The organism is Hyphomonas sp. ske169 (genome assembly GCF_056850855.1).
The window spans coordinates 3,548,121-3,571,936 of the sequence record NZ_CP096146.1; the positions used below are offsets into that span (position 1 = coordinate 3,548,121).

The window sequence follows — 23,816 nt, forward strand, 5'->3', positions numbered from 1 at the left end:
CGGCTTATTTTGGGCCGCATAGCCAGAGCTTGTGCGTCAATATTCCTTCGTTAGTATGGAAATGCAAGTCAGAAATAGTGGCCGCATGAAACCAGGAAAAGAGACAAGAATGCCAACAAATGTTGTTCAGAAAATCAGCGATCGCATAATTTTGCCAATGATTGCGGCACCGATGTTCTTAGTTTCGGGACCTGAACTCGTGGCGGCAACATGCGATGCGGGAGTTATCGGCTCATTTCCGTTTCCGAATGCGCGGTCAATTGAAGTACTGGATGAGTGGTTGGATGGACTTGGACGGCGCGCGCGGGACAACCCCAATGCCGCGCCGTACGCGGTCAACCTGTTATCCCACCTGAGTTATGATCGCCTCGCAGATGAGCTGGCGCTGATCGCAAGCCACAAACCGAAAATCGTCATCACTGCCCTCGGCGGACCTGAGCCTGTTATCGACACTGTTCATAGCTATGGCGGCATCGTGATCGCAGATGTGAATTCTCTCACCTACGCACGTAAGGCGATTGAGCGGGGCGCAGATGGCGTTGCGTTAGTCTGCTCGGGCGCTGGTGGGCATACTGGGCATATGTCCGCATTTGCTTTTGTGTCAGCGGTCCGGGACTTCTTTGATGGCCTAGTGGTCGCAGCAGGCAGTATCGGCAACGGTCGCGCCGTGCGCGCTGCAGAAGTCTTGGGTGCCGATCTAAGCTATGTTGGAACTTCGTTCATCGCGGCAGAAGAAAGCCGTGCGAATGATGAGTATCGGCGGATGCTGGTTGAGGCGCGATACGAAGACCTCGTCCCGAGTGACTTACTCACCGGCGCAAAGGCGAACTATCTACGCGCAAGTCTATTGAAAATGGGCCTCGACCCCGACAATCTTGAAAAAGGAAGTGGTGTGAATTTCTCCAACTCGCAAGACCAGATTAAAGCCTGGCGAGATATCTGGTCGGCGGGTCACGGTGTTGGGGAAGTCCGCGAAATCCGTCCTGCAGCGGCCATCATTGAACAATTTCGCGCCGAATATGAAGCAGCTAAGGCGACACCTTAGATATGAGAAGAAAGCGTCACGGAATATGAAGCGGGTAGTGGCTTGCACGCCGCTTCACTGGCTTAGGGGTTTACCCGTATTCACGCAGTAGAATGCCTCAAGTTAATTAACTTGCGTAAACATACCAACCCTGGTTAAATGGCAAGATGATTGGTGGAGGATGCGCAATGTCGGATCTTAATCGCGACGACCATCTAGAAATTGAAGCTCCATTTGGGCACGCGCACGGGCCGATGCTCACCGGACCTTTTGCTCCCGTGGCAACAGAAGACACCTGGAGTTCGCTTCCGGTTGAGGGCAAAGTTCCGGACGACTTGAATGGCGTTTACTTGAGAAATGGACCCAATCCACGGTTCGAACCCCAAGGGGCGTATCACGCTTTTGACGGCGATGGCATGATTCACGCGGTCGAGTTTCGAGATGGTAAAGTCACGTACCGCAATCGTTGGGTGCGAACGGAGGCTTGGCAAGAAAACGAAGTGCATGGTGAGGAAATACACTGGGGCATCCACCAGACTCTGAAAGGTCGCGCCGACAAGATTCTGGCTGACGTCTCTAATACCGACATTATCGGTCATGCGGGCAAAGCGGTTTCCAGCTGGTACCTGTCAGGGCGACCCTACATCCTAAACCCTCTGACCCTCGAGACGGAATCATCGGCCGACTACGCGACGGGTCCAGGCAAAGGGATGTCTGCGCACGGCAAAGTCGATGAGGTGACGGGCGACCTCATGTTTTTCGACTATTTCGATCACCATCCATTCATGACTTACAGCGTGGTCAACAAAGCTGGAGAATTGGTGCATCATGTCCCAATTGAGCTACCGGGTGACCGCCTGCCGCATGACATGGCGATCACTGAGCATTATTCCATTCTGCACGACTTGCCAGTCTATCACGATGAACAGGCGCTCAAGGCTGGCCGACACAAGATCCGTTTCAATGCCTCAATGCCGGCGCGATTTGGCGTGATCCCGAGATTTGGTGCCGCCAGCGAGTTGCGGTGGTTCGAATTCACGCCGTGCTTTCTTTATCACGTGGTGAACAGTTGGGAGGAAGGTGATGAGATCGTGATGGTCGCCTGTCGCTACATGCCGACGCTGGACGAGCAGGGCGAAATTGATGAGCACCGCACCGCGAAACGCATAGCTCACCTCGAAATGGATGCGCGGCTGTGGGAATATCGCATGAACATCAAAACCGGTGAGGCTTGCGAACAATGTCTCAACGCAGATCTGAACGTTGAGTTTCCGACCTATGACAGTTCTCGAACCGGACGGTACACGAAGTGGGGCTATCTTGTAGATCATGATCCTATGACATTGCATTGGACGGGGATCCGCAAGATGAACACCGATACCGGTGAGAGCGTTGGTGCATGGTCTGACGGGCCAGAAGATGCTTGGTATAGCGAGCCGTGGTTCGCGCCAGCGGATAACCCGAAGAGCGAAGACCATGGGTATGTGGTGAGTTTCGTCTGGAACAACGCTACCAAAGTTCAGCAGATACAGGTCTTCGATGCGCTCGACATCGGCAAAGGGCCAATTGCGCGTATCATGTTGCCGCGCCAGGTGCCGAGCGGCTTTCACGCCTGTTGGATGAAGGCCGAACAAATCACAGGGTGGGCGCATGGCGCTTGACCGTGAGGGTGCGAATTCGAGCCCTCGCCGGGTGGTTATTGTGACAGGCGCGGGCAAGGGACTTGGGCGGGCATTTGCGATCGCGTGTGCGCAACAGGGTGACGCCGTTATTGTCAACAATCGGCGCCGTGAGGGTGAGAGCGATAGCGCCAAGAACGTGGTTGATGAAATTCGCGCTCTGGGCGGCGCCGCCGTGGCTGAGAGGAGCGATGTGACTGCGCTCGAAGCGCCGCAAGGCCTGCTAGATGCTGCGTTGTCGAACTTCGGTCGACTGGATGCGGTTATCCTGAATGCGGGGGTTGCTGGGGCGCCGGACTTTTTTGGAAAGGTGGCCGCCGAGAAATTTGATCATGTCATCGAGACGAATTTCAATGCCCAGGTGCGATTGGTGCGGACGTTTTTGCCAGTGCTCAAAACGGCGCCAGCAGGCCGTCTGGTTTTTATCGCCTCATCCGCAGGCATGTATGGCATGCGGGGTGGTGCGGCGTACAGCGCCTCCAAAGGGGCGGTGATTGCATTTGCTTCGGCACTTGCCGCTGAAAATCGCAAGAGTCCGTTGCGTGTCAACACGCTCGCACCATATGCCGAGACGCGGATGACGCATGACACGGTCACAGGCGAGATTGCCGAACGCTTTTCTCCTCAAGCTGCAGCAGCGCCCGCGGCTTGGCTTGCCAGCGAAGACTGTCGCCAAACCGGCCAGTTGTGGGTTGCGGGCGCAGGGCAGCTTCGCCATGCCAGAATGGTAGAGGCCGCGACTGAAGCCTTCTCCGGAAGTCTACCTGTACCCATTGCAGGAATTGAGATGCATCCCGAGACGACAATGAGCACATACGATGACGCGGAACGAGCTTTTGCCGACTTTGTCGCGCGCACTGAAGAAAATGCAAAGCCGACGCCTTGATCATCGCGAAAAGGGTGTTTGCAATTTAATGCGAACCCGTCTCCAGCATCGTGCGGAGTAGGGGCTCTCCAGCCAGAAGCGAGCGCCATTCAGACAGGGGGCGTTTCTAATTCTTCGAAAACGCAACAACGCGCGCCCTCTTCACCGGAGAGGTAACTGACTGGTCTTTTCCTGATTGTGGAGATAGTGAGCGACCTTCTGGCGCTCCTGGATTCCAATTTCGTTCATGGTGGCACCAGAAGTCGAAGGCGATCTGTAATCACCAGCATAGGTGCCCCATATCGCTTCATGGCTTTCTTCAAGAAGGTAAGCGCAGCCTGCTTATCACGGGTTTTGGTGACGTAACTTTCCAGCACTTCGCCCTCATGATCGACGGCTTTCCATAGATAATGCTGGACGCCATTGATCTTCACAAAGACCTCATCCAAGTGCCATTTCCACTGAGTATGCTGTCGCATGAATGAGGCGCGCTTCGTTCTGATCTTGCCCGCGAAGATCGGACCAAAGCAATCCCCCCAGAGCCGGACACTCTCATGGCAGACATCGATCCCACGCTCATGCAGAAGGTCTTCGACATTGCGCAATGAAAGTGGAAATCGAACGTACATCATCACCGCGAGCTGGATGAACTCGCGTGACGTCTTGAAATAGCGAAATGGGGTCTGGTTCATGAACCGAGCGTAGAGCAGGGCGGTTAAGACTCATTTTCCGCTGACAATTCCTATCAAACAAGTCGCGCAAGCTTATGTCGGACGCTTTTGTACAGACTCTGTTTCCGACATTTAAGTCACTCGCGAAAGATACTGAATCCAGGATTACGACCAGTGAAGGGGGCGGCAGGATCGCGATGTCGGTGGACGGTGACGTGACAGGTCATGGCGGGCACGTCTTGATCATGGATGATTTGCTCGATGCATCTGATGCCGACAATGAAGCCGCCTGCGAGACAGTAAATCGCTGGATCGATGAGGTTTTCTCTACACGCACAAACCAGCCGGCAAAGACCCCGATGCTTCTTGTCATGCAGCGGTTGTCAGTGTTCGATCCAGTCGAGCATTTACAGAAGGCGGAGCATTGGGAGGTCTTAAGCCTTCCTGCGATCGCGACAAAAGAAGAGACCATCCCGATCGGCGGAGAGGCACACATTCGCAAGGTGGGCGACCTTCTTCACGAGAGCCGCTATCCTGCTGAATACCTTAAGACGCAGAAAAGAAAGATGGGGCGCCGCGCCTTTGAAGCGCAGTTTCAGCAAAGCCCTGTCCTGGAGGGCGCTGGTGTCATCGATCTGAGTGATATTTGTAGATATGACGATCTTCCGAAGGAGTACGATGCGCGGTTCTTGAGCATAGACGCGGCTTCGGGTCTTGAAGGTATCTCTTACTCAGTCATCCTAGCCTGCCAGATCACCAATGGTAAGCTATATGTGTTTGGGCACTATCGCGGAAAGCCAACCATCCCAGAGCTCGCTAGGATTACTTTAAAAATTCATCGGGTGTAGCGGTTCAGCGACCGTGAGACACTTTGGTGGTTTTGCTTCAGGAGGATTTTTGGCTCATCGTAACTGACTCAAGGAGTGAAGATGAGCAAAAAATCCGAAAGTGCCGAACAGCACATAAAATCGGTGAAGCGCCGCACCAGGCGTAAATATTCAGCAGAAGAGAAGATCCGTATTGTCCTGGAAGGCATGCGCGGTGAACATTCGATTGCGGAGTTATGTCGCCGTGAGGGGATTGCCCAGAGCCAGTATTATAGCTGGTCGAAGGACTTCATGGAGGCTGGGAAGAAGCGCCTGGCGGGCGACACTCAACGCGAAGCCCGCAGCGATGAAGTCGTGGAGATGCGCCGTGAGATGCGGGATCTCAAAGAGGTGGTTGCGGATCTCACTCTGGAAAACCGCGTGCTCAAAAAAAGCGTGATTGCGGATGGGGACGACGACATATGAGATACCCTGCATCTGAGAAGCTGGAGATCATCCATCTGGTCGAGCAATCGCATCAGCCGATCAAACGCACGCTGGAACAGATCGGTGTGTCACGCCCGACTTTCTATCGCTGGTATGATGCCTGGCAACAAGGCGGTGTCGATGCTCTGGAAGACCGGCGCAGTGGCCCCAAAGTGACCTGGAACCGGATCCCTGATGATGTTCGCGATGCGGTCGTCAAAATGGCCTTAGACCGCACCGATCTCAGTCCGCGCGAACTGGCTGTGACCTTCACCGATGAGAAGCGCTACTTCATCTCAGAAGCCAGTGTCTATCGCATCCTGAAGGCCAGAGACCTGATCCCGAGCCCCGCCTTCATTGTCATTAAGGCGGCGGACGAGTTCAAGGATAAGACCACGCGCCCAAATGAGATGTGGCAGACCGACTTCACCTATCTGAAAGTGATTGGCTGGGGCTGGTATTACCTCTCCACGGTGCTGGATGATTTCTCGCGCTATATCGTCAGCTGGAAGCTTTGCACCAACATGGCCTCCATCGATGCGCAGGAAACGCTGAACCTCGCCTTGCAAGCCTCTGGGCTCGATCAGATTACAGTCAGACACCGGCCTCGTATCCTCTCGGACAATGGGCCGTCCTACGTCGCTGAGCAATTTGCCGACTGGCTTGCCGAAGAAGGCTTCACCCACACGCGTGGGGCGCCTTATCATCCACAGACCCAGGGCAAGATCGAGCGCTGGCACCAGACGCTCAAAAACCGCATCCTCCTGGAAAACTACTTCCTACCCGGTGACCTGACCCGTGAGATCGACGCCTTTGTCGATCACTACAATCATCGCCGCTACCACGAGAGCCTGAACAATCTCACGCCCGCAGATGTCTACTTCGGCCGCGGCGACGAAATCCTGCAGCAACGCGCCAAAACCAAACGGAGGACCATGAAACTACGCCGCTTGCATCACGCAAGATCTACTGATTAAACCAAACCAGATGAGCCAATCTCTCCTGATCCAAAAGCATCAGAGTGTCTCAACCGTTTGAAAACGGACAATTGAGGCTTGCGGCATGCGTTGGTAGTTCAGGCCAAAGTCAGTGGTAACCATGCCGACGGAGCTAAAGCGACTCCTCATCGATGCGAAGCGGCAATTTTACGTTCCCAAAAAACCGAGACGGAGCAGCAGCTAAGAAGCGACCAGGCGCAGCTTTTTTTCGCTCGTTTTGGTGACATAAGCGATTGCATCTGGTTCGCGCAACGGCTTCGAAAAATAGAAACCCTGCGCCAGTGCATTTTTGTGGGACGAAATTATTTCGAGTTGTCCTGCATGTTCGATGCCCTCCACAACACAGTCAATGTCTATGCCAGCACACAACTCGATAATGCCTGTAAGTAGATTGCATGCCGCGATGTCATTTTCGATATCCGCAATGAACGAGCGATCGATTTTTAGTTTCTTGATGTTCAAGCGTCTCAAGTAACTCAGAGACGAGTAACCCGTCCCAAAATCGTCCAGGGCGATGTGAACGCCTGTCTCGCGCAAAGCCTGCAAGCACTCGCTCCCGCGTTTATAATCGTTGATCATCGAAGTTTCAGTGATTTCGAGAACAACCCTGCTGTTAGAAACGGGCGATGCGTTCAATATCTCTAGCAACTTATCAATAGAGCTTTGATTTGAAATATCCGCCGCTGACATATTGAGTGAGATGAAGATATGATCTGGCCATTTGGCGGCGACCTCCAGTCCACGGCGCAGGACAAAGTGGCTAATATCCGAAATTCGACCAATCTGTTCCGCAATAGGTATGAATTCCGAAGGCGGCACATTCCCCAAAACCGAATTGTTCCAGCGCACCAGTGTTTCCATAGCTTTTACCGCTCCGGTCGTCGGGAACACGATTGGTTGGAATACGACATCCAGTTCGTCGAACAATTGATCGCTTAACAAGTGGCGCTTAATGACGCGAACCCGCTCAATGCGATACTCGTCGTCTTCTGAGAATGTCGTTGTACGGCCTTTGCTTTCTGACTTTGATTTATAAAGCGCATAATCAGCGCGTTCCAAGAGTTGGCTAATGTTCGAATCTGCTGATCGTGTCGATGCGAACCCCACCGAGCCACCGATACGGACTGTAGCATCTTGCAATTGGAAGGGGCGGCTGAGCTCAGCACACACGTCATACCCGATGCCCTCTAAATCCCGGCCATCTCCCAATAGACAGACGCCAAACTCGTCGCCCCCAAGCCGGGCGACAAAACAGTCATGTGGTAGTGCCTTTGTGAGTCTGTTTGACGCTTCGAGAAGGAGTGCATCGCCCGCAGCATGTCCATAAACGTCGTTGACGCTTTTGAACCCATCCAAATCTATTATGCCTACATCCAGAGTACGCGAGCTGCGTTTCATCTCAGCGAGCATTTCATTGAGCCGCGCCGTAAACGCTCTTCGGTTTGGGAGCGCCGTTAGATAATCGGTGGTTGCGAGGTGCGATTGATCAGCCACCAAAGCTTGAAGTTTGCCATCCGTTTGGTTTCGCTTTCGCGAGACCACGGCAACCGCAAATAAGCACAGCGTTGAGAGGGTCGCAAGCGACAGGCTGGAGTAGAAATGATCGGATCGCGTCCAATCCGGTGCATAGAACGGGGCTCCGTGCAGATAAGAGTAATGAAGCACTAAGCCGAATTGTATCGGTGCGATGGCAAAGACCAACCTATGGTGCAGTACCATCATCAGCAAAACCGGGACAAATAGAATGAGTGGCGTGCTTACAAACGTGAGGTGAGCTTGGAATGCTTCGGCGTAGGAGGATAGCCAGAACACAAGGAATATCGATGCTACCGAGAAATTTGTGACGGCGTTGACGCGGTAATCGAAATACGCGGAGCCGACGATCAATCCCAGCAATCCGGCATATAACGGCGAAGTGATTTTATAGTGCAGAATGAGCTGCCCACTCAAGAATATCGATAGGTAAACAGTGGCGCTCAATACAAGACCTATCACGCCTGTCCAAAACGCGAATTCTCGCGCGCGTGCATCAAATGCCTCGGCAGAATACTCAAGGTGCTCAGGGGCGAAGCTCATCGCCATCAAATAACACCGATGAGATAAATTCTATCTAAGGTTGTGCTTCATTTTACATATTGGCGCTAAGTCTTTTGATACGCTTTTGGCGGTGGAACAGCGAGCCAGGCGCATTTTTGTCTCCTAAATCAGGGAAACCCATTTGTCTCCTAATGCTCGCCAATCGGACTGAGAATGGAACCCTTGAGTACAGGTCCAGAACACAAAAGTGTCTAACCTGTTGGGTTAGACACTTTCGATGGAAAATATCTCAGTGATACCAATGGTCTAAGAATTGGGTGGCGGTGCTGCCAGTCTAACGCGAACCGGTCTCCAGCATCTTACGGCGTAGGGGCTCTTATCCAGCCAGAAGCTGGCGCCACTCGGAGAGGGCGGCGTTTCTCATCGATTTAAACATGGAACGGTGGTTGAGATGGCGGTCTAAGTTGAAGTGATTGTGGAACGAGGCATGGGTCGAAACGAATTTCTGTAGATTACTCATCCTTCGAAATCGGGACATCGCCCGCTCTCTTCGCCTGAAGGGCAGGTGGCTGTTCTCTGCCCGATTGTTGAGATGGCGACCGACCTCCTGGCGGTCTTCATTCCCGATCTCTTTCATGGCGGCGCCATAAGATCGGAGTCGGTCGGTGATGACCATTCTTGGCGCGCCGTATCGTTTCATCGCTTTCTTCAAAAAGGTAAGTGCTGCCTGCTTGTCGCGGGTCTTGGTAACGTAACTTTCCAGCACTTCACCTTCATGGTCGACAGCTCGCCAGAGGTAGTGCTGGACACCATTGATCTTCACGAAAACCTCATCCAAGTGCCATTGCCACTGAGTATGCTGGCGCATGTATGATGCGCGTTTCGTTCGGATCTTTCCGGCGAAGATTGGACCAAAGCGATCGCCCCAAAGCCGCACGCTCTCGTGGCAAAGATCAACGCCTCGTTCGTGAAGTAGGTCTTCGACATTTCTCAAGGAGAGCGGAACTCGGACATACATCATAACCGCGAGCTGGATGATCTCAGGCGATGTCTTGGAATAGCGGAACGGTGAATTGGACATGTACCAAGCGTAGAGCAGGGCGGTTAAGGCTCACTTTCCGCTGACAAGGCCTTCCCATTAGTCTCTACAACTCGCTCGGGCCTATTGATATTTTTCTTAATTCGCGCATTCTGTTGATAAGGTTAACAAGTAGAGAGCAAGGGGACGCGAGTGTTCAAGCGGATGGTATTTGCCTTCGTAGCTATGATTTTTGGAAACCTTCAAGCGTGGGCAGATCAAGTTTGCGAGTTCGGTGGTTTGCAGCATTCAGACGACGGTCAAATGAGAATCGCGTTGCTTATTGGTATTGATGACTATGAATTCGTACGAGACTTGAATGGCGCAGTAAACGATGTTCGCCGCATGTCTCGGTATCTCGAGAAATCTGCTGGTTTCCCAAAATCGAACATTTGCACTGTCGTCAACTCAGAGGCGACTTATGACGGTGTGAAGAAAGCGTTTGCAGAGCTGGCGAGCGCCGCCAGCGATGAAGAAGGTGTCCCAGCTGACCAAGTTTTAATCTTTTATGCCGGGCACGGATCGCGTTTGCCAGACGATAACAATGATGAACCAGATCTATTCGACGAAACATTGGTTTTGCACGACAGTGTCGCTCCACGTCCAAACGAAACGCGCGTGCCACAGCTCAGAGACGACGAATTTAATGCGTTACTTTCGCGGGTGTATGACCGCTCGCCAAACCTGACGGTCATTTTGGATAGTTGCCACTCAGGCACCGGGACCCGTGCTTTTGCCGCATCGAGATTTGTCAGCACTTTGGAGTTTGATACGCGAGGTGGCGAATCTTCTACGGATAGGTCAGATGGAGGTCTCGGCTTTGCAGATTATCAACCCGAAGACTTTCCAAATGCAGTGTTTCTATCGGCAGCTAGCGACCATCAAGAGGCGCTTGAGGTTGATGGCAGTGGCGTTTTTACTTCAGCGATTCTTCACACTCTTAGAGAGCAACGAGGGCTAAGGGTCACTTACGATCAACTGTTTTCTCAAATCGTAAGCAGAATGAGATCAACCTACTACCAAAACCCAACTCTTTCGGGGAACGCAAGGAAGTATGTATTTAACGATGGTACGGCGTTTCAGCCTACATTTGAATGGGTCGTTGAGGCAGTAGAAGCAAATGACATAACGGTCCAAGGGTTTCCGGTTCCTGGAGCAGGAGCAGGAGCGATTTACGAAATTTTACCTGGGTCGGCAGATGCGACGGAAGTCGATGCAGCAGACGTCGGGTTTCCCAAGTTCGTAGCATTGGAATATGTGAGAGGGGATGCGCTGCGTTTAGTGCCCTATGAAGACGATACGGCCTCGAGTGTAAGCGTAGGTGACTATGCTCGAATTGTGCAATCGTCGCCAGACTCGATCAAAATGTATGTGTCTGTCGCGCCCCCAGGCCGATTGGTCAGTACCAATGTGTTGGAAAGTTTGGATGAGGATCAACTAAATCTTGCATTTCCAGACGGTGAGAAAAAATCAATCAAACTCATCGAAGGATTAGGAGATCTAACTCTTCGTCAGCTGAACGATGATTGGGTGGAAATCGTCGATCAAAATGGAATAGTTAGAAACAAACTGACAATTAATGACAGTGAGATCGCGAAGCGAATATCTTTCCGTTTGAGAGATCACCTCGCGCAAAAGGTTCTTTTGGCAGGTTGGGATACGTCGGATAGCGCGATGATTGTGAATCATTCGCTGCGGGTTGAGGCTGAACCGTTTTCTGCGCCTAATCGAGGAATCTGTAAGGTTGAGTACGAACCCAAACCTTGGGAACAGGCAGGCGCTAATACGCTTCAAGAAATACCGGTTTGCCAAGCGTATAAGTTGAAAGTAAAACTCTCGAACGGGGCGACGGTTCCTGTCCAAATTGCCGGCAGTGTACTTTCTGCGGATGGCTCAAAATCTCCAATTCCTCGAACAAGTTCCGGACAAAATTCTTCGGTCACGCTTGCCCCTGGCCAAGAGGCGACAATTGGGGTGTTCCAGGCCCCCCCGGAGGCGATTGGTGTTACCGATCACGTTTTTGTATTGGGGCTTCCTCTGGGGCGCAATGTTCCTTGGCATTTGCTAAAGGACCCATCGCGCCAGTTCGATATTTCTGCACGGGTTGGATTATTGGAGGATAAAGAGCCGGGCACTTATTCAGTTCTCGCGCTCAAAACAGTGGCTAACTCAGAATTCGATAGCGAAGAACCATCGGATGCGCCGTTGTCACGTGAGTACACTATCAGCAAATTCGATGTATCTCCCTATCTTCCCGATGCTGGTCCCGCTTCGGCGTTATATCGATTGCTCAAAGTCGCAGATGGATTGGCAAATAGAGATGAAGGACTCCTTAGTTCTGACGGTGTCCCCTATAAACAGCATGGTTGGTGTGAAGGGTCAGAAATAGCCAATCTCGAGCAAGGTATAGACTGTTCTCGCGCGATTTGGTTTGCGTTCACCCGAGCCGGGTTGCCTTACAATAGATATTCATCATCCATTCCAGACGAAGCCGTTTGCTCTGTGCCCTACGATCCGAGCGTCGATGGTTATTTGTACACTGGAGACATGGCGAGACCTGACTATCTTATGTCTGATAATTTTGTCAGTTGTATGTCGGATGACGTAGCCACATCGGATCTTCGAATCGGTGATGTCCTCGTTTATCGCGATCCCGTTCGAGGCGACGGTCACACAGTTATGGTTATCGACCCAGCTCGGCGTATCGCTTGGGGGTCGCATGGTTGGGACGGCGAACCTCGGTTGATTGAACGAGCAACAGGCGTGCGACCAGATCCTGATCTAGGTGTCGAATATCAGAAAATAAAAGTGAAAAGCGACTGGAGAAAGTGGGATCGATCAACCATGGAGCTTCGTGCTTGTTGGAGGCATAGAACGTTAATCGAGGAGGCAAAATCGCCTACAAATCAACCCGGTATGGCGCAAATCTGTAGGAACACCCTGAAAACCGACCATCCATATTATTCGACCAGTCTCTGTCGGAAAATATTAGAGACAGTTGGAGATGAGGGTGATGCGGGTTGACAAGAAAAGGTCCCGATTGGGATCGTTCTATTTGCTTTTTTGTATCGTATGTTTTTTTTCTTCCTATTCTTTTGCTCAGGATCGTACGTTCGAGGAGTCGGTTTTTCATATTCCGTTAGCGGGCACATGTGAGAAGTTAGCGCCTGACCCTGCTTATGTTGAAGAAATGCTGATCGATGTGGAGAGCATTGGCAGCCAAGTAGGAGAAATGTACGAACGCAGGGTGGCCTTGGTCGTTGGGAACAGCAATTATCGCTCAATCGATCCGCTTAAGAACCCTGGTAATGATGCGACCGCGATGACCCGAGTGCTTCGTGCGATTGGCTTCACGGTCTTCCGTGGGATTGATTTAGACGCGGTCGGTCTTGAAGCATGTATCGATGACTACGCCATCGAACTTGAGCGACAGCCGGCGGATCTGTCTCTGTTCTTTTACGCCGGGCATGGCGTGCAACTGATCTCAGAAGCCGATACGGAGAAGCGTAATTATATGCTTGCAACCGACGCTCGGATCGATTCTCAAGGAAAAGGGGTTGGTTTCAAACAGGTCGATACGGTTCTGGCTGAGATGCGCAGCCGGTCTGGACAAGCAGTTTTTTTTTATGATGCCTGTCGTAACGATCCACTTGGTGAAGATGCCCCAGAAACGATTGATGGTGTTGCCATCAGCCGCCAGGTGGCCCTGAGCCTTGAGGGAGCGGCAGTCATCGAAGTTGATGAGGGGGCGACATCAGATCAGGCCGGATTATACATCGCGTATGCGACGGCTCCTAACAGAGTTGCTGACGACGCCTATGAGGCAGACGCCAACCACTCTCCATTTACACAATCGCTGCTCAACCACATCGCTTCTCCAGGTTATTCGCTAGAGCGCGTTATGTCATATGTATCCAATGACGTGGGCGAGCTCACAGGATGGAACCAAACACCTTGGACATCCTCCTCGTTAGTCGATGAAGTCAAACTCAATGGAACTTTGACGGAAGCGGAAGCTATCAATTTTGTCAAAAGCGAACTTCAAGAAGTTTCGAATCTAATAGAGCGGTTTCAATTGAGCCTGGCTACCGATCGTCTAAATCTACTTGAATCACTCGTATCGCGATTGAAGAACAAGGGTAGCGGATTACGCACTGATATCGAAAGAAAAAAGCTCTCGCTAAAAAAAATAGACCTGATTTCTATTCTTGAATATAGCCCTGTTGCAATATTTTATTCTGAAAACGGTGCATACATTTACACGCTTGGTGAAGCAGGACAAGTTAGTGTATTCGAGCGAAGGACCGGTCGAGTGTTAAAGGAGGTATTACATACCCACCCGATTGCGAGTGCCGACTTCGATCGTTTCAATCAGCGCCTTTTATTCATCGATCATCGTGAGATGGTGTACTCCATATCTACCGACTCTTTGGAGCTTAAAATTGAAAGCGAATTTGATGCGCGCGGAGCGGTTTCCGACTGGGAGCCGGTAAGAGTAATTGTAGCGCAGCCGAAGGGTGCCGGATTTGTTCTTGCTCCAAGTTTTGGAACAGCTGTGTTGTTTTACTCGAGTCAAAAAGAGCGACTCTATCGCACGACATTAAGCAAAAATCTTAAACATCGTTCTTTCGCATTCAGCGGTGACGGTATGCGCCTAGTTGTCTCTGAAAATCATTCTGCTGAAGGGCTGATAATCGATAGCTCGTCATTAGTTTCATGGAGTTTGCAGGACGTTCCCGAGGTTGTCTCTAGTGTGGACCTGCCATTTAAAATTCAGGATTTGTGGTGGGAGAAACAAAGTCGACTAATTGCTCACGACGATACCAATCGGCGATTTGTCGGTTTAGACGCGTTCACAGGTGAGGTTCATCAAGTGCGCGAATTCGATGGCTACTCAACAAAGCCAAACCTCATCTCGCCTTCAGCCAACGTTTTTATGTCGAGTATGGGGAATCAATTGCGAGTTTTTGAGGCAAGCAGCCTTCAAAAAATTGCAAGCTACAAATTCGAAGATCGAGAGATTTCTAAGATTGCAATACATGGCCGTGATAAGCTTCTGGTTGCTTACAAGAGTGGCCACTTAGTTGAACGAGACCTGCGATATATTCTTCCACTTCCAATTAGACTAAAAAAAGAAGTGGGAGCGATCGCTTGCTCACCCGATGGTTCGCATATCGCTATTGGCGCTGAAGATGCGAGTGAGCTTCAGGTTTGGGACTTAAACGACCATGAATTGATCGCGCGACTAACATTCGAGGATGAGCCTCGGAACGAGACATACCAAACCCTTGCTGATGTTAAGTTTGCTCATGGAGGGGGCTCGTTGGTATTTGTTCCAAGGCTCGGAAACATCACGATAGTTGATACCGAAGAATGGATTATCACTTCGAAGTTTGAGCTTTATCCGTCCAATTTTGATGATGAAGTCGATCTACTGAGGTTCGCTGACACAATTTCCATTTCTAGTGACGGGAAACTTATCGTTTCGAATTCAGGACCATTTCAGGGCGTTGACCTTTGGTCCGTAGATTCCATCGAAACTCCGGCAGTCTATCAAGCGCCTGGTTGGGTCGAGGCGGTTGCCTTCACGAATGAAAACGAAATTCTCTTGGCCGGAGAGAATGCGGCAGACTTGAGCGTTATCATGTCCGTTTCTGGGAGCGCGGATGACGTCGAGTTGCCTGATGCTGACGTCTCGAATGTGCTCGATAATCATTTTGAATTCGACGATCTAGTTCATTTTGGAATAAATGTAAGAAGGGACTTTGTTGACTTAATTAGTATCAAAAATGGTGAAACAAGCCGTATCACAAGTCCGATACTTCAAAATATGGAAGAGGTTGAATTAGCCTATGGGGCAAATGTGCTAATGGTAAGCCATGGATATCCGACAATGCTCTCTTTTTTCGACGTTGAATCTGGTCAGTTGCTCCATCAAGACGAATTTCAACACCCTTTTTGGTCATATGGTCTAAGCGAAAATTTCATTGCATGTGGAGAGCTCGGCTTCGCTGCGCCAGGCTTTGAGGAGGATGAAGTCTTAGTCTTCTCGAAAAGATTTCTTGGGTTAAAAAAAGAAAGGGCCTCAGAAACTCGAGTAAGTGGCGATGCTTCAGCACTTTTCTGGGGAGACGTTGGAATGCAATAGCCTACCAATCTTCTCAAGAGATATCGTAGATCTTAGCTAATAGCATTCGGCCATTTGATTAAAAAAAGCCCGATCGAAAAAATGGAACCTATGGGAGTTCGTTTGGGGCGAAGGATGTTGAAAGCGGTATCCTGGCAAATAAATACCCGTTGGGAGTGATAAATTTGGTCATGTTGCAACGCATTATTTGGTGCGCGCGTACCCTCTGCGCCGTTCCGATCGTTTGTTTTTGTTCTTCATATTCTTTTGCCCAAGACCGTCCGTTTATGGAGTCGGTGTTTGATGCTCCTGAGCCTGGGTCTTGTGAGGTTTTATTGCCTGACCCGGCTTATGTTGAGGAGATGCTGGTTGATATCGACAGCATCGGCAGCGATGCAGGTGAAACGTATCAGCGTCGGGTGGCTCTCGTCGTGGGTAATGGCGATTACTCCAACGCCCCGCTGAAGAACCCTGTCAATGATGCCGTCGCGATGACTCGCGTCTTGAGAGGGATTGGTTTCACCGTTTACCAAGGAACCGATCTGGATGCCCTCAATCTAAAAGGCTGCATTGATAGTTATATAGATGAGTTAAGCCATGAGCGGGCGGATATTTCACTGATCTTTTATGCGGGGCATGGTATCCGGGTGCTCCCCTCTCAAGATACTGAGAAACGTAACTATATGATGTCGACGGACGCGAGCGTTGGTGGCGACGGCGTTATCGTGGGGCTTCACCAGATCGAAGCGGTGTTAGCCGAAGCACGTCGATATTCAGATCAGTCTATTTTCTTTTTTGATGCTTGTCGCACTGAGCCGGTTAGTGATCTGATCTCGGCGAGCATCAATGGGAGGCCGTTGACACGCCAAGCATTGCTAACTGGCATGTCGGGAGCGGTTTTGAGCGCAGCACCGATAGAGGAGCAAACGGACAAATACATCGCGTTCGCAACTCATCCGAATATGTGGGCAGACGATTCTTATGAAATAGAATCTAATCATTCCCCCTTTACGCTTGCATTACTGAACAACATTGCGGCCCCGGGGTATTCAATTGATGACGTATTGACAAATGTCACCACCGACGTTGTTCAGCTTACCGGTGGCAGCCAGGTGCCCAAGCAGGAAGGAACATTGACACAAGACGTCAAACTGAATGGGGAACTTACACGAAACGACGTTACTTCATTGATATCTAGAACGTTAATGGAAGTCGCAGCGCTGAAACGAAAAGAGATTGAGCCTCACGATCAATTTGAACGAGTTGATACCATCGACTACTGGATGGTTGATTTTTCTCCGACAGTTTTCGATCCCAGAAATCGAAAACCGATTGTCATGCTTCTTTTGCAATTGTTGGGGATTGAGAACACCACATTGGTGGATCGCAGCGTTTTGAGAGCAGAACTCAACGCTGCGATTTCAAGCCGAAATGTGGCAGATGCCAACCGCGAAAAAATGTTGAACCACCAGAACTTTACAGAGGTATGGTTTAGTTTGGATGATCAAAAACTGTTTACCATATCTAGCGGTGATAGGGGGCTGGAGCATTGGAGTTCCGAGACAGGAGAGTGGATTGAAACGGTGGAGAAAGGGACGCCTGACCGGGGAACTGCATTGCGATCTTCCGGCGACAAATTCTTGATAAACGGGAACGTGCGCTCAAACGACGGTGAATTCATCAGAACTATAAACGATGTGCAAAGCGAGATCATTATTGATCACATTTATCATGATACCAATACGCTCTATTATATTGCGCAAACGGGTACCGAAGGCCTGATCAAAAAGCTTCATCTCGAATCTGGTTCCCAAACAAGCCTCACTTCGATCCAAGCGACGACACCGAGTTTGTTCGTCGATCCGAAGACCAATCAATTGTTGGTCGCAACAAATCGAGATTTCGACGATGAGCTGCTCTCCATAAGCTTGAGCAAAGACAATACCAAAAAAAAGATCGCCCTACCGGAAAATACCAGGTCCGGGGGTGTTCTAGATTTTTATGACGGAACGGTAGCGATCGGAGGCTCGCAACTTCAGATTTTTGAACTCGATAACGGGGTTTTGGAGTTCAGTGGTGTATTAGAAGGTTCATGCGATTGGCGTTGTTGGCTCAGCTTGAAGCATCGAATATTCGTTCTTGAACGAGAAAGCGAAGAGTTCGAAATATTTGTGTTCGACGAAAACCGTAACGTTGAGTCCCAAAAGAAAGTCCAGTTTCAAAACTGCGAGACGTATCCAACTTGTCCCATGGCAATTAGCTTGAGTGCTACCGGAAAGAAGCTGGCAATTGGGTACGGGCGAGATTTTGTAATCTTGGATCTCAACAATAATTCGGTCGTAAAAAGCGCACGTCCGATCTTTGATGGATTGGCCTTAACACATCGAGGATGCGGGCAAAAAGAATACCACTCAGACGGCGAAAACCGCCTAGCGTTACTACCAAATGTTTGCGAGCTAAGCAGAAGTGAAGGCGCATATACTATTGGTCAGGTTCACGAACTTCCGCTCCAATTAAGTAATGAACTCTCCAGGATAGAAATAGGCGGCACTTCTGAACGTTGGGAGTTGCTTGCTTCAGAAAACCGATTTGGCGCAAATCGCACCGTTGTTGCTAAAGGTGAACGCATTTGGTCCGCGCCGACAATCGACACTACTGGTTCGTCAATCTCAGTTACAAATTTCGCTCCTAACGAAGACGGCTTGAGAACTACGGATTTTTCCGCCGCCGGTAGTATCCTCTTTTTTGAAATATCCGATACTGGCGATAGAGCTCTTTCCATCGCACCGAACAGCGAGATGGGAGGCGAATTAGTGGTTGAGCAGTATCAAGCTGACCACGCTGCAATCGAATCTATCTTGCTGAATTCAGACATCAGCATCAAAGCAGCCACGGCGTTTAATAATTCAAGAAGGTGGGTAGCATTCGCGGAGGAAGGCGGCTCCGCAATAATTTTTGATTTCTCGGATCAACGTCCAATCTTCCTTGACATGGGTGTCAACTTGAACCCCTTCGACGTTAAGTTGACAGTCGATGATAGTGAGTTGGTTGTTCTATCAAATGGAGTGATTCACAAATTCACGATAAAAGAAAATGAGATAGAACACATCAATCGCGTCGCAATACCCGGTGGTGAGGATTTAGTGCTTAGCCGATTTGGAAACTATGCTGCCCACATTCGACGGGCAGGAGCCCGCGACGATAATCCTCCGCCTGATAGAGTCGAAGTTTTTGACACGAGTACAGGTCGAAAAGTTTTCACAATCAACGCTGGGCATGATATATATGAGTTTTGGTTTTCAGATGACGAACGACATCTCTTCTTCGAAACGAAAGATGATGCTGGAACCTACTTGTGGGGAAAACAGCCGCTGTACGGCCAAAGCCTGAATTTTCAAGAATTCCTTGCGCTGCTATCTAGTCGAGACGATCGCTTGGAAGTCCGGAGAAAGAAAATAAGGTACTTTGAGCTGAGTGAAAGCATTCGATGAGAGGTTACTGACAGTCTAAAACGTGCCACGCTGTTGCAAGTTCCCATATTGGGGAATTATCGAATAATGGCGATTGGCGGCGAAAATTCCAATGCTTAGCTGAACAACTCCGATATTGAAATTTTGAAGGCCTTCGCTATCCGTTCTATCACGGTCAGTGTCGGGTGGCCTGCCTGATCTGACTGGCCCAACCGTAATGTTAGGATCGACGGTTGGTTTGTAGCGGCGTTCATGCCGCCTCCAACCTATAAGGCGGCATGAAGGTCGCGGGCAAGATGGTTCTTGGTGCGGGTGGTTTATAGCCAAGCGAGGAGTGTGGTCTGGCGGTGTTGTAGAACAGTCTCCAGTTTTCGATCAGCACCTGCGCCTCGCGTAGGTCATAGAAGATTTCACGCGCTAGCAACTCGTCCCGAAGTTTTGAGTTGAAGCTCTCGCAGTATCCGTTTTCCCAAGGTGATCCTGGCTCTATGTAGAGCGTCCTGACATCCAATGCCTGCAGCCATTCACGTAAAGCGGTGGCGATAAACTCTGGCCCATTGTCGGACCGGATATGCTCGGGTGGACCGTGTTCAAGTAACAGCTCGCCGAGCGTGTCGAGGACATACCGAGAGTTCAGTCGGCGTTCGACACGGATCGCCAGGCACTCTCTGGTGAACTCATCAATGACGCAGAGCATGCGGAAGACCTTACCATCATGCGTGCGGTCCTGGACGAAGTCATACGACCAGACATGGCCTTTGTGAGCGGGTCTCAGCCGAACGCATGATCCATCGTTCAGCCAGAGCCTGCCACGCTTGGGTTGTTTCTGCGGGACTTTGAGCCCTTCACGTCGCCAGATGCGATAGACACGACCCGCGCTGACAGACCAGCCAGCTTCACGAAGCAAGGCTGTGATCCGGCGATAGCCATATCGCCCAAACCGTTCCGCTAGGGATATGATGGCAGCTGTCAGTGCGCCTTCATCATGCCGAGGTGTTTTCTCGCGTCTCTGTGTCGAGCGATGCTGGCCAACCACACGGCAAGCTCGGCGTACGGAAACGCCGAGCACTTCCACCACATGGTCGACCGCAATGCGTTTACGTGAAGGGCTTAGTACTTTCCCCGGACAACTTCCTGCAGGATTTGATTATCTAGTGTGAGGTCGGAGACAGCGCGCCGAAGCCGGGCATTCTCCTTCTCGACCTCCTTCATCCGCTTGGCCTGGCCGACGCGAAGGCCGCCATACTCTTTGCGCCACCGGTAAAACGTCTGCTCGGTCACACTGATCGAACGCACAGCCTGCGCGATGGTCTCGCCCTGGCTGAGGCGAACCTCCACCTCGCGCAGCTTTGCAATGATCTCTTCAGGCTTGGCTCTCTTGCCCATGGTTCAACTCCATATCAGAGCCGATCCTCTCTCAAACTATGGGCCAGTTTTTCTGAAGCAGTCCACCAGGACCTGACTTTGCCAGATCAAGTGTCAGAATCTGTCACGCTTCGATTGTCGGACACCAGATCAGGAAGAGAGGATCCTTCAGGCTCATTGCAAATTTTCGTCGGCACCGTCGATGATTGTTGCGTGGACAGAACACCGCTCGCTGGGCAGTACACTCAGTTCAGGGATGTGCTCTCATTCACGCCTGCTTTTGGGTTTGAAGCCGGTCAAGGCTATGTCGCGCGAACACAGCTAGCCGGAGACGTGGAAAAACTCGTACCATTTCGCTTGCCTCAGAGAGAATTTCTAGCGAAGGCCGAAGTCACAGAGTTTTACCCGAGCGGTGATATGCTCCCAGAAAATATTCTTAGGTTTTATCTCCATTTCTCCGTGCCAATGAAGCCGCAAGTTGCGCACGAGTTTATTTATCTGCGCGACGACTCTGGCACAGTCGACGATGCCGTTTTTATGAGGTTCAAACAAGAATTGTGGAACGAGACACGTACCCGCTTAACCGTGTTGGTCGATCCCGGCCGGATAAAGAGAGGAGTTGCCACCAATCGTAAACTCGGTCCGGCTTTGCTTGCTGGCGAACGTTACACTCTGTCTGTCGAAGAAGGTTGGCCGTCGGCCGATGGGGCGTCGGTCTTACCCGGGTTTTCTAAAACGTTTCTGGTGTCGGATCCGCTTCGCACGATGGCCGACACGAAACTATGGAAGGTGAATACTCCCTGCGCAGCGACGAGGGAGCCACTGGAAGTCACTTTTGAGCGGCCGTTTGATCGTCATCTCTTGACCAAGCATTTGAAGGTGCTTGCCTTTCCTGCCGAGATCGTTGAGGGCGAGGTAGAAGTTGGTGTCGGTGAGCGTACCTGGCGCTTCACTCCGCAAAACCCGTGGCCACGGCGAGGCCTTAACATTCGGGTCGATGCAGTGCTTGAGGATGTCGCCGGCAACAATTTTCTCGAACTTTTGGATCATGCGGTGAATATGGAGTCCACCGGTCGCACGTCTAACGAAATTCCAATCGTTCTCGATCAGTGCTCTGGTTAGTGTTTTCAGATTTGAAATGCGAAAGCAGACGCTCCCTGAGAAGAGAATCTGGTTGAGTTTGGTGACGAAACCAAGCGAGCAAAGATTACAAACCCCCGCATGCGTCCCCCACCCAGCCGGCGGTAAGGTTTGTAGAGCCCGTCAAACAGTCCCCTTTTGACGGGCTCGTCTTCATGGCGAGCATAAGCAGACATTAGGGTGTTGTCAGAAGAAAGAGAGTAGGTCGTTATTTCTCAAACTTGTTTCAAATTTTTGAAAGAAGAATTCCTTTGTACCTACAGCGCCGAGAAGATCTGCCACCTGAACAACCATGTTCTTGGACCCGGGTTTCGGTGAAATTTTCCAGATACGACTTTCCCCTGACAATACCGCCTAGTGATGGAATGGCCCTTGATAGGGGAGCGGAAAAGAGTGCCAGGCCTTTTTGCTCGATGGGCTTTCTCGCTTTTGAGCCATGACGGTTACGTCACCGTTAGATCTTGCATTGATGTGACCGAAATGAATTCCGCGCGATCCTGTTTCTCGGGCGAGCTCGGTTGAAAAAATCAATGGGTAATCTCCGTCGCTATGACGCGCTGCCGCGCCCATCGCATCCGGCATGGGGTGATCATAGTTGCCGTTGTCGCCTGAAGAAAACACAGTTGTCAGCGGACGAATGGCTTTGAGATACTCAACGTCGAAGTCAGATGAGCCGTGATGGCAGGCTTTGTTCACCTCAGCTGAAAACCTCGCGAAACTTCCATATCGATCGTGTAAGTAACGTTGAGAAGGCTGGTTTAGATCACCCCCAAACAAAAACGTATTTTGACCATAGGTCATTCGTAAAACGATACTGTTGCCGTTGATCGTATGAGATTCCGATGGTGTTGATGATCCGCTGTGGGGGTCTGGAAACGCTTGTAGGCGGATGCGACCGTTCATGGTCGTGGTGATTGGGCCAAGGACTTCAAATTTCAGTTCATTGCCAAGATTAGAGAGATGTTCATTTGGATCGCTGGGATCTCTACTCACTAGGAGTTCAAACCCATCCAAGCGGCCCTGAGCTTTCGCGTCTAAGGCGGCTTGTAAGAACTTCCCAAACATATTCAGATTACCGGACGGCGTCAGCAATACATTGTCGTCAATCATGGATTGAGCAGTTTCCAGTCCGCGTAAATCTGTACTGATCGCTTTTCCGCCATGAGGAGAGGCGGAAAAATCTCCGAGGTCCAGATCTTTGCCCGCTCCATCCCCGTACCTCGGCAGGCCATTATGATAGATGGTGCCAAATGAATAATCGGAATTGTTGAGAACGCGGGTCAAGCCGACATAGTGATCTTTGTCGAAGTGAGATATAATGACCGCATCGATATGCAAACTATCTCTCGGTAGTACTCCTACGGCTTGATCGGCACGCCGCAGCGCTGAGAGGCGTCGGTGGAGTTGGTCGGCAAATCCTCTACTAGGGCCGCCATCAATGATAACGATTACGCCTTCTGCTTCGATCAACACGGCGTCGCCTTGACCGACGTCAGTGTAAAACACTTTCAGTTGTTGTCGCTCGCAGATCCTGTCTTCTCTGACAAAACCTTCTCGAAATGACCCATCTTCTTTGGGAACCGTTTGAGCAGCGATCCAACCATTGCTCGCTGTAGCAACGTCTACATGCAGTCTCTGGCCGAGGAGTAGTTGCTTGCTGCCTGACGATTCGGCTGAGTTACCGGCACGTCTCACGAGCCAAGTGCTGGGTTGGCATACGTAACGGATCTCCATGATGTCCCCCAACCTCATCTATTGCGAATAATAGATCGCACGAATCAGAGATAATCTCAAATCAAGGTGGAGAACAGTCGCTGGGACTCTAAGTTCAAGAGATCACGGCGCGTAGTTTTCGGGTATTTTTCTTGGAGGTTTGTTAGCGTCAGATCAAATCAGATGTGCGGCCATCTGGCAGACGCGTGATACGTATTTCGGCTATTCGTCTGGTTCTGAAAATTCGATGACTTTGATACCGGCTCGCTTGAAGCCTTCATGATTGACCGGCGCAAAACCAAGGGCGATGCCCGTATATCGTCAGCCATACTTGGTAATCATCGGATTTTACGCGCG

Annotated in this window: 13 protein-coding genes and 1 pseudogene; 9 read left to right on the forward strand and 5 right to left on the reverse strand. The window is 50.7% G+C overall.

What is annotated here, in order from left to right; genetic code table 11:
- Positions 1 to 109: 109 nt before the first annotated feature.
- From MY069_RS17175 to MY069_RS17185, 3 genes are all read left to right on the forward strand, one after another.
- Complete coding sequence (locus tag MY069_RS17175) at positions 110 to 1,045, forward strand: NAD(P)H-dependent flavin oxidoreductase (protein WP_482795011.1); 936 nt, start codon at positions 110 to 112, stop codon at positions 1,043 to 1,045.
- Positions 1,046 to 1,212: 167 nt separating this feature from the next.
- A complete protein-coding gene (locus MY069_RS17180) occupies positions 1,213 to 2,685 on the forward strand; it encodes a carotenoid oxygenase family protein (protein WP_482795012.1) in 1,473 nt (490 codons plus the stop codon).
- Positions 2,675 to 3,589, forward strand: a complete 915-nt coding sequence (locus MY069_RS17185) for an SDR family NAD(P)-dependent oxidoreductase (protein WP_482795013.1) — start codon at positions 2,675 to 2,677, stop codon at positions 3,587 to 3,589. Before MY069_RS17180 ends, MY069_RS17185 begins: the two co-directional genes overlap by 11 nt.
- A 144-nt stretch (positions 3,590 to 3,733) precedes the next feature.
- On the opposite strand, the pseudogene MY069_RS17190 reads toward MY069_RS17185, so the two are convergent.
- Positions 3,734 to 4,260, reverse strand: a pseudogene (locus MY069_RS17190) (IS6 family transposase); the annotation flags it as partial.
- A 74-nt stretch (positions 4,261 to 4,334) separates the two neighbouring features.
- Here MY069_RS17190 and MY069_RS17195 point away from each other — a divergent pair.
- Complete coding sequence (locus MY069_RS17195; protein ID WP_482795014.1) at positions 4,335 to 5,087, forward strand: hypothetical protein; 753 nt, start codon at positions 4,335 to 4,337, stop codon at positions 5,085 to 5,087.
- Between the two features lie 81 nt (positions 5,088 to 5,168).
- Positions 5,169 to 6,508 (forward strand): IS3 family transposase gene (locus MY069_RS17200; protein WP_482795015.1). Its coding sequence is split into 2 segments (ribosomal slippage): positions 5,169 to 5,493 and positions 5,493 to 6,508, totalling 1,341 coding nucleotides; the frame shifts between segments, so codons are not numbered across the junction.
- 201 nt (positions 6,509 to 6,709) lie between these two features.
- On the opposite strand, the gene MY069_RS17205 is transcribed toward MY069_RS17200, so the two are convergent.
- Both MY069_RS17205 and MY069_RS17210 read right to left on the reverse strand, forming a co-directional pair.
- Positions 6,710 to 8,611: a putative bifunctional diguanylate cyclase/phosphodiesterase gene (locus tag MY069_RS17205; RefSeq protein WP_482795016.1), complete on the reverse strand. Its 1,902-nt coding sequence runs from the start codon at positions 8,609 to 8,611 to the stop codon at positions 6,710 to 6,712.
- Positions 8,612 to 8,942: 331 nt separating this feature from the next.
- Positions 8,943 to 9,647, reverse strand: coding sequence for an IS6 family transposase (locus MY069_RS17210; RefSeq protein ID WP_482795017.1), 705 nt, complete (start codon positions 9,645 to 9,647; stop codon positions 8,943 to 8,945).
- A gap of 150 nt (positions 9,648 to 9,797) precedes the next feature.
- On the opposite strand from MY069_RS17210, the gene MY069_RS17215 reads away from it, so the two are divergent.
- The 3 genes from MY069_RS17215 to MY069_RS17225 all read left to right on the forward strand — a co-directional run bounded on the left by MY069_RS17215 (position 9,798) and on the right by MY069_RS17225 (position 19,262).
- A complete protein-coding gene (locus tag MY069_RS17215) occupies positions 9,798 to 12,668 on the forward strand; it encodes a caspase family protein (RefSeq protein ID WP_482795018.1) in 2,871 nt (956 codons plus the stop codon).
- Positions 12,658 to 15,792, forward strand: a complete 3,135-nt coding sequence (locus tag MY069_RS17220) for a caspase family protein (protein ID WP_482795019.1) — start codon at positions 12,658 to 12,660, stop codon at positions 15,790 to 15,792. Before MY069_RS17215 ends, MY069_RS17220 begins: the two co-directional genes overlap by 11 nt.
- 170 nt (positions 15,793 to 15,962) lie before the next feature.
- Complete coding sequence (locus tag MY069_RS17225; RefSeq protein WP_482795020.1) at positions 15,963 to 19,262, forward strand: caspase family protein; 3,300 nt, start codon at positions 15,963 to 15,965, stop codon at positions 19,260 to 19,262.
- Positions 19,263 to 19,491: 229 nt separating this feature from the next.
- Here MY069_RS17225 and MY069_RS17230 read toward each other — a convergent pair.
- Positions 19,492 to 20,627 (reverse strand): IS3 family transposase gene (locus MY069_RS17230; RefSeq protein ID WP_482795021.1). Its coding sequence is split into 2 segments (ribosomal slippage): positions 19,492 to 20,357 and positions 20,357 to 20,627, totalling 1,137 coding nucleotides; the frame shifts between segments, so codons are not numbered across the junction.
- A 312-nt stretch (positions 20,628 to 20,939) separates the two neighbouring features.
- Here MY069_RS17230 and MY069_RS17235 point away from each other — a divergent pair.
- Positions 20,940 to 21,728, forward strand: a complete 789-nt coding sequence (locus MY069_RS17235) for a hypothetical protein (protein ID WP_482795022.1) — start codon at positions 20,940 to 20,942, stop codon at positions 21,726 to 21,728.
- A gap of 372 nt (positions 21,729 to 22,100) precedes the next feature.
- Here MY069_RS17235 and MY069_RS17240 read toward each other — a convergent pair whose 3' ends face one another.
- Positions 22,101 to 23,480 carry a ComEC/Rec2 family competence protein gene (locus MY069_RS17240; protein WP_482795023.1) on the reverse strand — a complete coding sequence of 460 codons (1,380 nt, stop codon included), beginning with the start codon at positions 23,478 to 23,480 and terminating at the stop codon, positions 22,101 to 22,103.
- Positions 23,481 to 23,816 lie beyond the last annotated feature (336 nt).